General features: G+C 59.7%; 15 protein-coding genes. 4 read left to right on the forward strand and 11 right to left on the reverse strand.

The features are described from left to right. Positions 1-7: 7 nt before the first annotated feature. Positions 8-1,939, reverse strand: a complete 1,932-nt coding sequence (gene dnaG, locus QP982_RS04965; RefSeq protein ID WP_101687542.1) for a DNA primase — start codon at positions 1,937-1,939, stop codon at positions 8-10. 119 nt (positions 1,940-2,058) lie between these two features. Here dnaG and QP982_RS04970 point away from each other — a divergent pair, with 119 nt between their 5' ends. Then, positions 2,059-2,562, forward strand: coding sequence for a guanyl-specific ribonuclease (locus tag QP982_RS04970; protein ID WP_049189621.1), 504 nt, complete (start codon positions 2,059-2,061; stop codon positions 2,560-2,562). 26 nt (positions 2,563-2,588) lie between these two features. Here the strand turns inward: QP982_RS04970 and QP982_RS04975 are convergent, their stop codons facing one another. Then, positions 2,589-3,299 carry a GAP family protein gene (locus QP982_RS04975; RefSeq protein WP_256885211.1) on the reverse strand — a complete coding sequence of 237 codons (711 nt, stop codon included), beginning with the start codon at positions 3,297-3,299 and terminating at the stop codon, positions 2,589-2,591. Positions 3,300-3,368: 69 nt separating this feature from the next. On the opposite strand from QP982_RS04975, the gene QP982_RS04980 reads away from it, so the two are divergent. Next, on the forward strand, positions 3,369-3,944 hold the full coding sequence (locus QP982_RS04980) for a TetR/AcrR family transcriptional regulator (RefSeq protein ID WP_048732681.1): 576 nt from the start codon (positions 3,369-3,371) through the stop codon (positions 3,942-3,944). A 15-nt stretch (positions 3,945-3,959) separates the two neighbouring features. Here the strand turns inward: QP982_RS04980 and QP982_RS04985 are convergent, their stop codons facing one another. Further along, entirely contained in the window at positions 3,960-5,252 is a 1,293-nt protein-coding gene (locus QP982_RS04985) for a deoxyguanosinetriphosphate triphosphohydrolase (protein WP_049170738.1), read from the reverse strand. Positions 5,253-5,280: 28 nt separating this feature from the next. Here QP982_RS04985 and QP982_RS04990 point away from each other — a divergent pair, with 28 nt between their 5' ends. Then, positions 5,281-7,314, forward strand: a complete 2,034-nt coding sequence (locus QP982_RS04990) for a TPM domain-containing protein (RefSeq protein WP_284870269.1) — start codon at positions 5,281-5,283, stop codon at positions 7,312-7,314. 8 nt (positions 7,315-7,322) lie between these two features. Here QP982_RS04990 and QP982_RS04995 read toward each other — a convergent pair whose 3' ends face one another. From QP982_RS04995 to QP982_RS05005, 3 genes are read right to left on the reverse strand one after another with little or no spacing between them, the layout of a single operon-like run. Next, positions 7,323-7,739, reverse strand: coding sequence for a hypothetical protein (locus QP982_RS04995; RefSeq protein ID WP_049170733.1), 417 nt, complete (start codon positions 7,737-7,739; stop codon positions 7,323-7,325). Further along, the gene (locus QP982_RS05000; protein ID WP_049170730.1) at positions 7,727-8,296 is read right to left on the reverse strand and encodes a hypothetical protein; all 570 of its coding nucleotides are present in this window, start codon (positions 8,294-8,296) and stop codon (positions 7,727-7,729) included. Before QP982_RS05000 ends, QP982_RS04995 begins: the two co-directional genes overlap by 13 nt. Continuing rightward, the gene (locus QP982_RS05005; RefSeq protein WP_049170727.1) at positions 8,296-9,681 is read right to left on the reverse strand and encodes a glycine--tRNA ligase; all 1,386 of its coding nucleotides are present in this window, start codon (positions 9,679-9,681) and stop codon (positions 8,296-8,298) included. Before QP982_RS05005 ends, QP982_RS05000 begins: the two co-directional genes overlap by 1 nt. A gap of 190 nt (positions 9,682-9,871) precedes the next feature. Between QP982_RS05005 and QP982_RS05010 the strand changes: the two genes are divergently transcribed. Further along, positions 9,872-10,366, forward strand: a complete 495-nt coding sequence (locus tag QP982_RS05010) for a Fur family transcriptional regulator (protein ID WP_016423111.1) — start codon at positions 9,872-9,874, stop codon at positions 10,364-10,366. 36 nt (positions 10,367-10,402) lie between these two features. Here QP982_RS05010 and QP982_RS05015 read toward each other — a convergent pair whose 3' ends face one another. From QP982_RS05015 to ybeY, 5 genes are read right to left on the reverse strand one after another with little or no spacing between them, the layout of a single operon-like run. Further along, on the reverse strand, positions 10,403-11,125 hold the full coding sequence (locus tag QP982_RS05015) for an isoprenyl transferase (RefSeq protein WP_016423112.1): 723 nt from the start codon (positions 11,123-11,125) through the stop codon (positions 10,403-10,405). Positions 11,126-11,153: 28 nt separating this feature from the next. Next, positions 11,154-11,903, reverse strand: a complete 750-nt coding sequence (gene recO / locus QP982_RS05020) for a DNA repair protein RecO (RefSeq protein ID WP_070549895.1) — start codon at positions 11,901-11,903, stop codon at positions 11,154-11,156. Positions 11,904-11,907: 4 nt separating this feature from the next. Further along, entirely contained in the window at positions 11,908-12,849 is a 942-nt protein-coding gene (era, locus tag QP982_RS05025; protein WP_042389423.1) for a GTPase Era, read from the reverse strand. A gap of 4 nt (positions 12,850-12,853) precedes the next feature. Beyond that, positions 12,854-14,182, reverse strand: a complete 1,329-nt coding sequence (locus QP982_RS05030) for a hemolysin family protein (protein WP_016423115.1) — start codon at positions 14,180-14,182, stop codon at positions 12,854-12,856. Continuing rightward, complete coding sequence (ybeY, locus tag QP982_RS05035) at positions 14,179-14,712, reverse strand: rRNA maturation RNase YbeY (RefSeq protein ID WP_005511056.1); 534 nt, start codon at positions 14,710-14,712, stop codon at positions 14,179-14,181. Before ybeY ends, QP982_RS05030 begins: the two co-directional genes overlap by 4 nt. Positions 14,713-14,717 lie beyond the last annotated feature (5 nt).

Raw genomic sequence — 14,717 nt, forward strand, 5'->3', positions numbered from 1 at the left:
CCACTAGCTACTCAAACACGACCTTGACCGCCTCTGCTTGCAGTTCGCGGCGGTACTGCTCCATCGCGAGCAGGTCCGCGAACAGCGAGTTGTAGGCGGTTTCGTCGTCTGAGGGGCGCATTCGTGAGAGCATCGCCTTCAGCTGTGCAATTTGGTCACCGACCCACACCTCCTGCAACCGCGCCAGAATCGCCTGCGCATACGGGCGCAGCGTCTCTGCATCGACGGCGATTTGCTCCACGCCCAGCTCAGTCACGAGATGCTTGACGACGTCCTCCCGCGCCTGATCCATAATTGCGGTCGCCCAACTATGTGGCTGTGTGGCCGCTTCCCCGCAGGCACCACCTGCAGCCATGATGGCATCGAATACCGCCCGGTAGGTCGGATGCCCAAAGGTCTCGGGTGCGAGCGCATCGAATACCGGACCGGTGGTGGCGGGCTCTTGAATTGCCAGCTTAAGGGCCTCACGCTGCGCATAGAGCACAGGGTCCCGCGGATTTGGATACGGCAGTGCCGGGTTGCGCCGGCGCCGCGCTTCCTCCGCCTCTTCGCGGGCACGGGCCTCTTCTTGGCGACGCTGGTAGGGAGTGCGCTTTTCACTCTGTGGCCGACTGGCCTCCTCGCGGACGCGCTGTACCAGCTCGGCCTCATCATTCCAGCCGATCCAGCCGGCCACTTCACGGGCATACTCATCGCGCAGCGCCGCGTCCTTGAGCTGAGCCAGAACAGGCACCACGCGGCGCAACCCGGAGACCCTGCCATTAGCGGTGGTCAGGTCATAGTCGGCCAGAAGTGTGCGGAGGACGAATTCGATCAATGGTCGTCGTGAAGCGACGAGGTCGCGCACTGCGGCCTCGCCCTTCTTCTGGCGCAAGTCGCACGGATCCATGCCGTCCGGCGCGACCGCGACGTAGGACTGGCCGGTGAAGTTCTGCTCGCCCTCGAAGGCGCGCATGGCGGCCTTCTGCCCTGCCTCGTCGCCGTCGAAGGTGTAGATGAGTTCGCCGCGGAAGAAGTTGTCATCGAGCATGAGACGGCGCAGCAGCTGGAGGTGCTCCTCGCCGAAAGCGGTACCACAGGACGCGACGGCCGTGGTCACACCCGAGGCGTGCATGGCCATGACGTCGGTGTAGCCCTCAACGATCACGGCCTGGTGGCCAGCAGCAATGTCCTTCTTGGCCAGATCCAGGCCGAAGAGCACCTTGGACTTCTTGTAAAGCATGGTCTCGGGCGTGTTCATGTACTTGCCCAGGTTGTCATCGTCGAAAAGCTTGCGGGCACCGAAGCCGATGACATCGCCGGACATATTGCGAATCGGCCACATGAGACGACGGTGGAAACGATCGATCGGCCCCATCCGCCCCATCTTGGAAAGACCTGCCTTGTCCAGCTCCTCGAAGCTAAAGCCCAGGCGCTGCAGGTGCTTGGTTAGAGTGTCCCAGCCGGCCGGCGAGTAGCCACAGCCGAACTGGGCCGCGTGCTCGGCGGTGAAGCCGCGGTTTTCCAGAAACTCGCGCGCGGGCGCTGCCGCTGGAGTGGAGAACTGTTCGCGGTAGAACTTCTGTGCCTCGCGGTTTGCGGCGATGAGACGCTGGCGAGTTCCCGGTTCCTCGCGACGGCCCGTGCCGCCGCCCTCATAGTTAATGTGGAAGCCAATTTTCTCCGCGCAGGCTTCGACAGCCTCCGGGAACGACAGGTGTTCCATCTCCATGAGGAAGCTGAATACATCACCGCCCTTGCCGGTGGAAAAGCAGTGGTAGTAGCCATGATTGGGGCGTACGTGGAACGACGGCGTGCGCTCGTCTTTAAAAGGCGAAAGCCCTTTCAGAGAATCCGCGCCAGCCGGTTTGAGGTTCACGTATTCTGCAACGATCTCCTCAATCGGAGTCCGTTCGCGGATTGCCGCGATATCGGAGTCCGGAATTCTTCCCCTAGCCATGAAAATAACCTTACCCAACCCGTCCAATCGACTCCGCCGTAGAGGTTTCGCTTGCCGACGAGCCGCCCGCGCCCAGCCCATAACGTGCCGGCGGCGACCGATATGGAAAGATACTAGCCATGGCTGAGTGGAAGAAGATTGCGAGCGGCGTCGGCGCTGCCGCCCTGGTGCTGGCTGGTAGTTACCTGGGACTCGATGGCGGAGATCAGAACGCATCGGGGTCGGAGGACTCACAGGGGTCGCAGAGTTCCGCCGCCTCTAGCGCGAAGTCGAATCCCAAGCCGGGTCCTAACTCGAGCAGCAACAAGTCGGGTGCAAAGGGTGCCACCTGCGCAGTAGATACCCTGCCGCAGGAGGCCGACGATGTTATCGACCGCATCCTGACCGACCAGGACCACATCTACTCGCAGCACGACGGCAAGCACTTCGGCAACTACGAGGGACGCCTGCCGAAGGAGCGCGGTGACTACTACCGCGAATACACCGTGACCACCCCGGGTAATTCCAGCCGCGGTGCACGCCGCATCGTTGTCGGCGGCGGTTCCGAAAACGATCCGGATGTCTGGTACTACACCGACGACCACTACGAGAGCTTCTGCGAGATTCCTGACGCGGAGGACTGAGCCAAAGTATCACTGCGGAATTAGCGCTACCCGATAAAACCGAGTTGATTTGCGCTCCGGGCAACAAGAACGATGCCAATTATTGCTGCCACCCACAAAACAGTGACCTTTGTTTCATATTCCAACCGGGGGATAACGCTCACTACCCGGCTGTAGACCTTATCTCCAAAGGCTGCGAAGAGCACTCCAACAATGACTGCGGGCAAAATCATCACTACACAGTAGAGCGCGAGGATAAGCAGTTGCACTGCGAAAGGCACTGCCATCGATTCAATAATTCCGATTGCCGCCAAGTACGGCAACATCGTACCGACCTCGACAACTGCTGCAGCTAAGGCTAAACCCACCATCGCTGGGAGACCGGCAGAACCTTTCTTAGTGTCCTCCGACCGAGATTCAATTACCTCTTCGACGGTCCGTTTCTTGGGATTCGGTGCCAGGATTCCGTAAGCAGCTAACAAAATACCCAACACCATCATCACCCAACTGAACCAAGTGTTGGATGCAATGCCCGAGACTGCGTCTAAAGCCTGACGCAGGCCGAAAAAGAGCGCGATGCCAACCGCAAAGTAGGACAAGACAATTGTCCCTAAATAAGTAACGTATTCGGCACCTCTCATCCTCCGCCAGACGATGAGCAGCACTACTGGAATCAGCAGGGTTCCAGCACTGAGACTGTCAAGAAGCGCAAGCCCCACAAGAACAAGATAGTCCATCTCCATCACTCCCTCGTACATTCGTATAGTAAACTATCATACAGTCGTACGGGAAGTGGCGCGAATGAAACCCCAAAGGAGTTTTAGGATATGAGCATGATGTCACCTCAAGAAAAAGCCATTTCCGATGCAGCAATCAAAGTGATTGTTAACCAGGGGTTCGACGTTGTCAGCGTTCGAAAAGTGGCTCAACAGGCGGGCGTAGCCCCTGGAACAGTGCAGTATTTTATGGGCACGAAAGACGAACTACTCAGCAGGGCACTTCTGCGCTCGGCAGCACGACAGCATGAAAGAGTCTCGTCGCTACGCTTTCAATCGAATACCTCGCCGCTAGAACAGCTCCACCGCTCCCTGCTCGAACTACTCCCCATCGGCCCAATACAGCGCGAAGACGCAGCACTGTGGGTTATCCTCGGTGCCGCTGCATCAACACGCAAAGTTCTGGCCCAGGAGTACCAGAACGAACTCAGTAGATTCCAGGACCATCTCATTTCAGCACTGTCCGCCGCAGACGTCCCTGGAGATATAGCTCAGACGGCCCGGCTCATCACAGCTATCGTAAATGGACTAGCCCTCGATTACATGCATGCGAAGCCCGACGCAGAGACTACGAAGGCGCTTTCCGATGACCTCAGTAGTAGCCTTCAGCGGATACTTCAAAAATAGTAATCGCTGACAGCACTACCCCCACGCCGCAGCCACACCAGCAATCTGGCGATCAAGCCGCTCTACACGCGATTCCGTCATCGACGCTAGCTGATCAACGATAACCCGCAGCCGCGCTTGGTCACTCTCCGCCCGGGAATAGAGCCACTGGAACATCGGATCAAGCGTCCCTGGAGCACCTTCCTGCAGATACTCGGCCACCCGGAAAAGACGATCGCGTTCACGCTCCTGACGGCGAATATGACGCGGAAGATCCATCACATACAGCACGGCGATGGTCTTCAGCATGGTGACCTCCGCCAGAATCGAGCTGGGCACGGCGAGGTCCGCGTCGTAACGCCCGAGCGGAAGCGTCGACCCGGAGGCAGCACGCGTACCCGCGACGGAAGCCGTGACGAAACGGCCGACCAGCTCCGAGGTCATCCGTTTCAGCGCGACCAGCGAGCGCAGCGAACCATCATAGGACGCCGCAGCTGATACCACCGGCAAGCTGGCAAGACGCCCGGCAGCCTCGACGAGCTCCGCTGGATCGCCACCAAATGCGGCAGCGCCCTTGTCAGCGAGCGCGGCCAGTTCCACCGTGTCCCACAGAACACCCAGGTCAACGCGGCCAGAGACGATGCCATCCTCGACATCGTGGACGGAATAGGCGACATCGTCAGACCAGTCCATAATCTGCGCCTCAAGACACTGCTTGCCGTGCGGAACGCCCTGGCGAATCCACTGCAGAATCGCAGCATCTTCCTGGTAAGCCCCGTACTTGTGGCGGAGCTGACCATCGGGACCGATCGGTGTCCACGGGTACTTACAAGCCGCATCGAGCGCCGCCCGAGTGAGATTGAGTCCGCAGGGCTCACCTGTACCATCGAGCGCCTTCGGCTCGAGGCGAGTGAGAATACGCAGCGTCTGCGCGTTGCCCTCAAACCCGCCGCACCCAGCGGCAATCTCGTTGAGGGCGCGCTCGCCGTTGTGGCCATACGGCGGATGCCCGATGTCATGGGTCAGGCCGGCCAGCTCTGCGAGATCCTCATCTGCACCCAACTCGCTGGCGATTCCGCGGGAAATCTGCGCGACCTCCAGCGAGTGAGTCAGGCGTGTGCGCGGAGTATCGCCCTCCCCTGGCCCTACAACCTGGGTTTTGTCAGCCAGCCTGCGCAGCGCTGCGGAGTGCAGGACGCGGGCGCGATCTCGTGCAAACGCCGCCCGGTGGGTTTCCAAGGACTGCACCCCGGGCAGCAATGACTGCTTCGGAGACTCCTCGACAATACGGGCGAGTTCAAAAGATGAATACGAAAATTTACCGGCCACGTGATTATTGTTACGTATCCTTGTAGATATGTCTGACAGGAATCGCGTGTTTCGCCCCCTTTACCTTGCTGCATCGGGTGCTTTCCTCGGCCTGAGCATGCCGCTAATTACTGCCGCGCTACCGGCACAGCCACCGGTTCACGCACCTGCTTCGCTGCTGGCACTCGCACCGTCAGCACCACTGTCGCACGCCGAGGCACCGACAGATGTGTCGGGCGAGGTGGCTGATCTCGCAGGTGTGCTGAGCGGCGGCGATGAAGCTCGTCTGAAGGAGCAGATTCAGCAACTCAAGACCGACAAGCGACTCCTGTTCTCGGTGTTTTATATCAAGAGCTTCGACGGCATTCAGGGCCAGCAGTGGGCACAGCAGGCCTGGGAACACCTCGGAGCTGCCGACAACCGCGGTGTCATCGTCGTCGCTGTGGAAGACCGAAACCTCGGCGCTTTCGTCGGAGACTCCTTCCCCCGCAACGCGGAGGCCATCAACAGGGCAGCTCAAGGGCAGTTGTTAGAGGATGACAACTGGGCAGCTGCGGGTGAAGCTGCCATCGCCGAGGCAGGCGGTGGCAGCGGCTCCGCCGGTGGGTGGGCGCTCGGTGCCGGCCTCGGTGGTGCCGCCGTTGTCGGTGGCGCCACCTGGGCCGTGGGCCGTCGCAATAAGAAGAAGCGCGATGAGGAGGAGATCGCTCGTGGCCGCAACATCGACCCCAGGGATGTCTCTTCGCTGGACTCGCTGAGCACCAGCTCGCTCGATGTTCTTGCGCACGATGAGATTGTCAGTACCGATGAGTCCATTCGCAAGGCCAACACCGAGCTCGACCTCGCTCGCGCTGAGTTCGGCACCGAACGCATCCGCAGCTTCGACAACGCACTGAAGCACTCTCAGTCCACGCTCGAGCGCGCGTTTGCACTTCGCCAACAGCTTGACGACGGCTCCGTGACCGACGAAATCGAGCGCCGCAGTGTCCTACTGGAGATTATCTCCACCTGTGGTGTTGCGGATGACCAGCTCGACGGCGAGGCCGCAAACTTCCAGAAACTCCGCCAGGAGTTAATGAATGCTGAAGCGACCATTTCAAAGCTCACTCAGCGAAGCGTCGAGCTGCGCTCACGTATGCCGCGTGCCGGCGAAATTCTCGACGGTCTGCGCGCACGTTACGAAGAGCAGATGCTCAGCTCTGTGACCGACAATATCGACATGGCCACGGAGCACCTGAATCAGGCTGACCAGTCAATGACTGAGGCCCGCCGCATCGCGGACCTACCCGCCGGTGAGCAAGGTGGTCTGATTGATGCACTGTCGGCCACCGACTTTGCGCTCACACAGGCAGAGAGTCTTCTGGAGGCCATTGAACACGCCGATAGCGATATTCACGCTGCAGTCGCGGGGCTGGCTTCCCTTATCGCCGAGGTCCGGGGTGAAATCGATGAGGCCTCGCACCTGATGCCGGCACCGCAAGGCGCCAACATCAACCGCGAGCGTCTCAATGCAGCCATCGAAGCAGGCCGCGAAGCACTCGGTGTGGCAGCCAATAAGTCCGAAGTGGATCCACTGAGTTCCTGGACCGCACTGACCGATGCCGATGAGCTGCTCGACGAAGCCCTCGACTCCGCTCGAGATAAGGCCGCGTCGTTCGCCCGCGCTACCGCTACTTTGCAGCACAGCATGCAGGATGCCGACAATCACATTCGCGCCGCGGCTGACTTAATTGCTACCCGCCGCCGTGTGGTTGGCGCTGAGGCTCGCACTCGCCTCGCAGAGGCGCAGCGTGCTTACGGCTCTGCTCAGGGCTTCGCCAACGACGATCCGCGAAAGGCTTTGGCCTACGCACGTCGTGCGCGCAAGCTCGCGGCTGAGGCCGCTGACTTGGCCCGCCGTGACATCCGCCGCTACCAGGATCAGCGCCGCGGTGGCGGCAGCAACGGTTCGATGGTCGCCGGCATGGTGCTAGGCAGCATGCTCAGCAACAACAGCGGCTTTGGTGGCAGTATCGGCGGATTCGGCGGTTTCGGCGGAGGTTCGAGCCGACCAGGCGGCTCCGGCAGCACAATGGGCTTCTAGATTCCCGCCTAGATTCGCATCTGGCGTGGTCCATCCACAGACCACGTCGCCAGAGCGGCGGCAATCAGCCAGTCTTCGAAACTCCCCCGGAAGTCTCCTTTCTGGGCATAGACACCAAATACCCCTCGGCCTAGGCTGTCCTCTCTGACGATTCGGGCGAGCTCATAGCCTGGCCGTTCGATGTCGAAGACCGTGCGAATTCCCCGTCCTTCTCTGTTTAGGACGAAAGAATCCCCCTCATCCGGATTCGTCATCACTAGCGCGTTCGTGCTAAAAAAGCGGGCTTTCACCTGCCAGCCACGCCCTTGTGGCGAGGTGATCCAGAAAGCACTAAAGACCCCGACCTGACAGCTCCAGCCGTCGGACAGGGTCTTTTTGTACTCGTCGTAAACGACGCCGTCTGCAATAGTTGCTACACGATCCACACCCAAATCATATAGGCAATCAGCAAGAGCAAGCAGACAGTGAGAATCCAGGTAGAGGAAACCATGCGGGACTCCAGCACTCGACGAGCACTGTAGACCAGGAAGATCTTCTCCTCTTCCGGCAGCGCACGGCCCTCATCGGTGTCGAACTGCACCTCTGCGTGGCGCACGCCACGGGACGCACCGGTAAACTGGCCCCACTTCTCGCCGGTCTTCGCATTCTCGATGACGTAGTTCGTCGATCCCTCGCACACCAGCTTGCCTTCAGGACGCTCCGGCCCAAAGGTCACTGAAAGCTGCTTGGCTCGCGAAATCTTGTCACGGTCAGCAGCAACGGTCGAGAACACGCGGCCGTCGGGAAGCGTGGCGGAAACACGGTGATTAGCAGAGGCGTCAATGACCCACTCCCCTTCCGGGGTGTTGAGGCGATCGCCCTGCTCATCACGGATGTACGTGCCGACTTCGGTGCTTTCCTTCAGAATCGGCCAGGTTTGCTCGGATTTTTCCCGAGAACCGTCGCCGAGACTATAGGATTCCCAAAAAACTTCTTCGGCCATTAGCAGCCCACCAGGCGAGCTGCGAGGTAGCCTTCCAGCTCGTCAATCTTGACGCGCTCCTGCTCCATGGTGTCGCGGTCACGGACGGTCACAGCGTTGTCCTCGAGAGTATCGAAGTCAACGGTGACACAGAACGGAGTACCGATCTCATCCTGGCGACGGTAACGACGGCCGATAGCACCGGAGGTGTCGTAATCGACGGCCCAGTACTGGCGCAGCTTGTCGGCGACAGCCTCAGCAGTCGGAGTCAGGGTGTCCTTCTTCGACAGCGGCAAAACAGCAACCTTAACCGGCGACAGACGCGGGTCCAGCTTCAGCACAGTACGGGTGTCGGTGCCGCCCTTTGCGTTCGGCACCTCTTCCTCGGTGTAGGCATCACACAGGAAGGCCATCAGGGCGCGGGTCAGACCGAAGGACGGCTCAATGACGTACGGAACGTACTTTTCGCCGGTGACCTGGTCGTGGTAACGCAGGTCTTCCTTGGAGTGCTCGATGTGGCAGCCGAGGTCGTAGTCCGTACGGTTGGCGACACCCATCAGCTCGCCCCACTCGTTGCCCTGGAAGTGGAAGCGGTACTCGAAGTCAATCGTGCGTGCAGAGTAGTGAGCGCGCTCGTCCTTCGGAACGTCGAACTGACGCATGTTCTCCGGGTTAACGCCCAGGTCAATGAACCAGTTCCAGCAGGCGTCGACCCACTCATCGAACTTCTCTTCCGCCTGGTCCGGTGCGACGAAGTACTCGATCTCCATCTGTTCGAACTCGCGGGTACGGAAGATGAAGTTACCCGGGGTGATCTCGTTGCGGAATGCCTTACCGGTCTGGCCGATACCGAACGGTGGCTTCAGGCGAGCCGTGGTCATAACGTTCTTGAAGTTGACGAAGATACCCTGAGCGGTCTCCGGGCGCATGTAGTGCAGGCCCTGCTCATTGTCGACCGGGCCGAGGAAGGTCTTCATCAGACCGGAGAACATCTGCGGCTCGGTCCAGTTGCCCGGCTGACCGGTCTCCGGGTCCGGAACGTCTGCCAAACCATTGGCCGGCGGGTGACCGTGCTTGGCCTCGTAGGCCTCCAGCAGGTGGTCAGCGCGGTAGCGCTTGTGGGTGTGCAGGGACTCCACCAGCGGGTCGGTGAAGGTAGCGACGTGGCCGGAAGCTTCCCAGACCTGGCGCGGCAGGATAATGGAGGAATCCAGGCCGACGACATCCTTACGGCCGGTGACGAAGGTCTTCCACCACTGGCGCTTGATGTTTTCCTTCAGCTCCACACCCAGGGGACCGTAATCCCATGCCGAGCGGGTACCGCCGTAAATTTCACCACACGGGTAAACGAACCCCCTGCGCTTACACAGGTTGGCGACGGTATCGACAACTGACTTAGGTGCCACGGTCTAGACCACTCCTTATAAATGGCTTCGCATCGCACACCACACGCCTTTTCCGGGCACACAATTCAGCCCGTTCCGTGCGGCGAACGACATAATGAAAAGCAAAATGTACTGACCCCAACAGGCCAGTTAAAAGTTCCCCTATACTCTAGCGCATCTTGTCCAACCGATACCGGGTAGTGTCGGTTACATGGCTGGCGAAGATATGCACGAAGTTAGTTCTGGCGAAAACCCACGTGGTACGGGCTCCCCCGCTAGCACCGGGGCACACGCCTCCGCGCGGCCGGCCGCAACCCGCATCGGCCAGCGCAGTACTCGCCAACGCCGCGCCGTCGTGTCGATTATGAGTGAGGCCCCTAATTTTCGCTCCGCTGCTGACATTCATAAGTCGCTGACGGAACGTGGGGACAAGGTCGGCTTGACGACGGTCTATCGGACGCTCCAGTCCCTTGCAGAAATGGACATTGTCGATGTTCTGCACAATGCCTCCGGAGAGGCTCTCTACCGGCTGTGCGGTGACCACCACCATCATCACCTGGTCTGCACCGATTGCGGCAGCACCGTTGAAGTCGCCGGCGGCCCTGTCGAGCAGTGGGCTCACAGCCTTGCGGAGGAGCACGGTTTTAATCTGACCGGGCACACTGCTGAGGTCTTCGGCCTGTGCAGGGACTGCCAGAAGAAGTAGCCCGGGCTCCCTCCCCCCCCCTAAAAAATATCGGCTCTAGGCCTTGCCGAACCTACGGTCGCGCTTGGCGTACTCCACCACTGCGGCGCGCATGTCATCCCGACCGAAATCCGGGAAAAGCTTGTCCTGATAGACCATCTCCGCATAGGCGGACTGCCAGATTAAGAAGTTGGACGTGCGCTGCTCGCCCGATGGACGCAGGAACAGATCAACATCCGGCATAGTCGGCTCATCCAGGAACTGTGCGAAAGACTTCTCGGTCAAGTCATATTCGCTGAGCTCCCCCGCTGCTGCCTGACGAGCAATCTCTCTAGCAGCATCAACAATTTCAGCGCGACCACCGTAGTTGACGCACATATACAGAGTTAGCGCGTCATTGTCCTTCGTCTGCTCCTCGGCAATCTCAAGTTCCTTAATAACCGAGCGCCACAGTCGCGGGCGACGCCCTGCCCAACGCACGCGAACGTTCTTCGAATCCAACTCATCACGACGTCGGCGCAGCACATCGCGATTAAAGCCCATAAGGAATCGGACCTCATCGACCGAACGGCGCCAATTCTCAGTGGAAAATGCGTAAGCCGACAGGTGCTTGACGCCCATCTCCAAACAAGCATCGACGCACTCCATCAGCACGGCCTCACCACGCTTGTGCCCCTCGGTGCGTTTGAGCCCACGCTGTTCGGCCCATCTACCATTGCCGTCCATCACGAGCGCGATGTGATTGGGCACGAATTGCTGCGGTACAGGAGGATTCAACACGCTTCCTATTGTGCCCCACCGCTACTGCTTACTGCCAAAAAGCATCCACATGTTCCAGCGCCGGCACCCGGCGGCCCAGGTAGTACTGCAGGTACTTCGCCGTTAGGGTACGCGCCGTCGCAATCCGCCCCTCAAAATCGCTTGACGACGTATCGATGCCCGCCCATTGCTCATGAGCAAGCTGCCACATCAGATGCAGAACCTCGGTCGGCGGAGTATCTGCACCCGGTGGCCTGCAGTTGGTGCACACTGCTCCGCCCAGTGCGGGAGAAAACGCGTGGTGAGGGCCGGCTTTGCCGCAGCCTGCGCATTCAAAGAGGCTTGGCTGCCAACCGGCCTGCGCCATTGCTCGCAGAATGTAGGAGGTCAGCAACAAATCGGGGCGATGGCGACCGGCCGCAACGTCGTCGAGCGATTGAGTGGTGAGATCCCACAATTCGGGAGCCGGCACTTGCTCCTCGCCGACAATGCGTTCGGCGACGTCCAGGACTGCACACGCACAGGTGTAGCGCGCATAGTCGTCGACAAGCGGTGCTGCCCACGTGCGCACGGTATCTGCGCCTGCGATAGTGGACAGTCCTCGGCGTGGGTAGATGTTGACATCCACGTCGACGAATGGTGAGAGGCGCGAGCCGAAGCGGCTCTTCGCGCGCCGCACGCCTTTGGCGACACCGCGGACTAAGCCGTGGTCGCGGGTGAAAAGGACGATGATGCGGTCGGCTTCGCCGAGGTCGTAGCGGCGTACGACCAGCGCACGGTCGCGATACGGCTCGACCAACTTTTTAGAATCCCAACTTGCCCAGCTGCTTCGGGTCCGACTGCCAGTCCTTCAATACCTTCACCCGCAGGTCAAGGTAAACATTCTGACCGAGCAGCGCAATGAGTTCCTTACGAGCCTTATGAATGGTGGTGCCCATGCGTCGACCGTCGCGCCCCATGAGGATGGACTTCTGCCCCGAACGCTCGACATAGATAACGGCGTGGACATCCAGGACGCCTTCGCGGTCCTGGTTTGGCAGCACCTCATCAATCTGGACTGCCACGGAATGCGGCAACTCATCGCGCAGACCGCCGAGGGCCGCCTCGCGGATGAGCTCTGCCATCCGGGTGTGCAGATCCTCATCGGTGATGTGCCCCTTCGGGTACAGGCGCGGTCCCTCCGGCAACTGGGAAGCCATGACATCAATCAGCGTGTTGATGTTCTCGCCGGACTTCGACGACAGTGGCACCAGCTCGGCATCCGGACCGAGCAACTCCTGCAGCTCGATCAGGCGCTCAATAATGGTGTCGCGCGAGACCTTATCCACCTTGGACACAATGCCCATGATGTTCTTGCAACCTTTGGAGACGTTCTCGTAAATCCAGCGGTCACCGGGGCCAATTTTCTCGTCGGCAGGCACGACCATCGCGACCAAGTCCACATCGGAGTAGGTCTCCTGAACCATGTCATTCAGGCGCTCACCGAGCAGCGTGCGTGGCTTGTGCAGACCTGGCGTATCCACGACAACAATCTGACAGTTCTCGCGGTGGACTACACCTCGGACTGGATGACGCGTGGTTTCCGGCTGGTTAGCGGTAATAGCGATCTTCTCGCCCACCAGGGAATTGGTCAGCGTCGACTTACCGGTATTCGGACGCCCCACGATAGAGACGAACCCAGAGCGAAAGCCCTCCGGCGCACTGTAATCATCAGCATCTCCGCCAAGTCCAGCATTGGCCAGCATGTCATCAAGATTGCCCATCAGTATCTTCTTCCTCGGAGTAAAACTCCGCAGTCGGCTCCACCACCACAGTGCGTACCCGCATACGACCACGACGGTCACGCGAGCCCTCGGCGGTAAACTTCAGTCCTGCATATTCTACGTACGAACCGGGCAGTGGCACACGTCCAAGCTCATATGCCAACAGACCGGAGACCGTATCCACCTCATCGGTGACCTCGTCATCGAAGACGAGTTGGCGCCCGTGGGCTTCGTCGTAAAGCTCTATGAGCTCGCCCAAGCTGAGGCGCGCCTGCACGCGGTAGGAGGCATCCCCCAGTGGTTCGATGGGGGCCTGCTCGGCCTCGTCGTATTCGTCGGCAATCTCACCGACAATCTCCTCGAGGATGTCCTCAATAGAGATAAGACCGGCGACCGATCCATATTCGTCGATGAGAATGGCGATGTGATTGCGGGTGCGCTGCATTTCATCGAGCAGGTCATCCAGTGGCTTGGAATCGGGCACAAAAACGCAGTCACGCATGACCTCGGAGACGCGAACACCGCGACCGCCATCAGTACGCGAGTACGTCTGCTGGACAATGTCCTTCAAGTAAATGACGCCGACGATGTCCTCAACGCTCTCGCCAATCACCGGCAGTCGCGAGTGACCCGACTTCACGCATAGGGCCACTGCCTGACCACAGTGCTTATCCGCCTCAATCCACACCATCTCTGGGCGCGGAACCATAACAACGCGTGCCGACGTTTCCGCGAGATCGAACACAGACTGAATCATGCGGCGCTCATCGTGCTCCACAATGCCGCGCTCCTGGGCGATATCGACCATCTCGCGCAACTCGACTTCAGTGGCGAACGGGCCATCGCGGAAGCCACCACCAGGGGTGATGATGTTGCCGAACCAAATCAGCAACTTTTCCAGTGGCCCCAACACCTTGGCCATAAAACTCAGAACGACCGCGGTGGCGAGGGAAATCGAGTACGGATTCTTCCGACCCATCGTGCGGGAAAACACCCCGAGGACCAGGAAGGTGAACAGAGCCAACAACACCACTGCAGCCACAATGGCCCAGCGCTCCGGCTCGAAAAGCTTAAGACAAACTGCCGCAAGCGTCACTGCACCGATTGACTCGCACAGCGTACGCAAAATCACCAGCACATTGACGTGCCGAGCGCGATTTTCTACGACCTTGAGAAGCGCATTAGCACCTGCGACCTCGTCACGCTGCAGCTCTGCCACGCGCGCACGGGAAATGCCTGCGACCGCAGTTTCGACTGTGTTAAGTCCGCCAGCGCAGATCATCGCCACAACGGCGACAATTATCAAAGTGATCATCGCTCGTTAGAACGCTCCGGGAACGCATTGGGGTTAATTGGTTTTTCGGAAAAGCTCACGCCACGACGATCGATGTCGTCGTACCAATCCGCCAACAGGCCATTCTGCAGGGAGAACATCTGGCGCTCTTCCTCCGCCGTGACATGGTCATAACCCAACAGGTGCAGTACGCCGTGCACGGTGAGCAGTACCAACTCGTGGCTCAGCGGATGGCCTGCACGCTCCGCCTGCCCCGCGGCAAACTCCGGGCACAACACAATGTCGCCCAGCATCGCAGGCCCTGGGCTAGCTGCATCTGGTCGGCCAGAGCCAGGAGTGAGCTCATCCATCGGGAAGCTCATCACATCAGTCGGCCCCGGCAGATCCAGCCAGCGCACATGGAGGTCTTCGATCGTCTTCAAGTCGACAATGTGAATGCTCAGCTCAGCTGCCGGATGCACGTCCAGGCGGCCCAGCGCATAACGGGCAACGTCGATAAGCGACTCTTCATTGACGCCCTGACCGGACTCGTTGAAAACTTCAATGCTCATGTAAT

It is taken from the genome of Corynebacterium sp. MSK019, assembly GCF_030232425.1.
Taxonomy (GTDB): Bacteria; Actinomycetota; Actinomycetes; order Mycobacteriales; family Mycobacteriaceae; genus Corynebacterium; species Corynebacterium jeikeium_D.

Coding starts and splice junctions, on each gene's coding strand:
- era (WP_042389423.1), bottom strand. CDS start 12,849: ATGCTGGCCAATGCTGGACTTGGCGGAGATGCTGATGATTACAGTGCG.
- QP982_RS05030 (WP_016423115.1), bottom strand. CDS start 14,182: ATGATCACTTTGATAATTGTCGCCGTTGTGGCGATGATCTGCGCTGGC.
- QP982_RS04975 (WP_256885211.1), bottom strand. CDS start 3,299: ATGTACGAGGGAGTGATGGAGATGGACTATCTTGTTCTTGTGGGGCTT.
- QP982_RS04980 (WP_048732681.1), top strand. CDS start 3,369: ATGAGCATGATGTCACCTCAAGAAAAAGCCATTTCCGATGCAGCAATC.
- ybeY (WP_005511056.1), bottom strand. CDS start 14,712: ATGAGCATTGAAGTTTTCAACGAGTCCGGTCAGGGCGTCAATGAAGAG.
- QP982_RS04970 (WP_049189621.1), top strand. CDS start 2,059: ATGGCTGAGTGGAAGAAGATTGCGAGCGGCGTCGGCGCTGCCGCCCTG.
- QP982_RS04990 (WP_284870269.1), top strand. CDS start 5,281: ATGTCTGACAGGAATCGCGTGTTTCGCCCCCTTTACCTTGCTGCATCG.
- dnaG (WP_101687542.1), bottom strand. CDS start 1,939: ATGGCTAGGGGAAGAATTCCGGACTCCGATATCGCGGCAATCCGCGAA.
- QP982_RS05000 (WP_049170730.1), bottom strand. CDS start 8,296: ATGGCCGAAGAAGTTTTTTGGGAATCCTATAGTCTCGGCGACGGTTCT.
- QP982_RS05010 (WP_016423111.1), top strand. CDS start 9,872: ATGGCTGGCGAAGATATGCACGAAGTTAGTTCTGGCGAAAACCCACGT.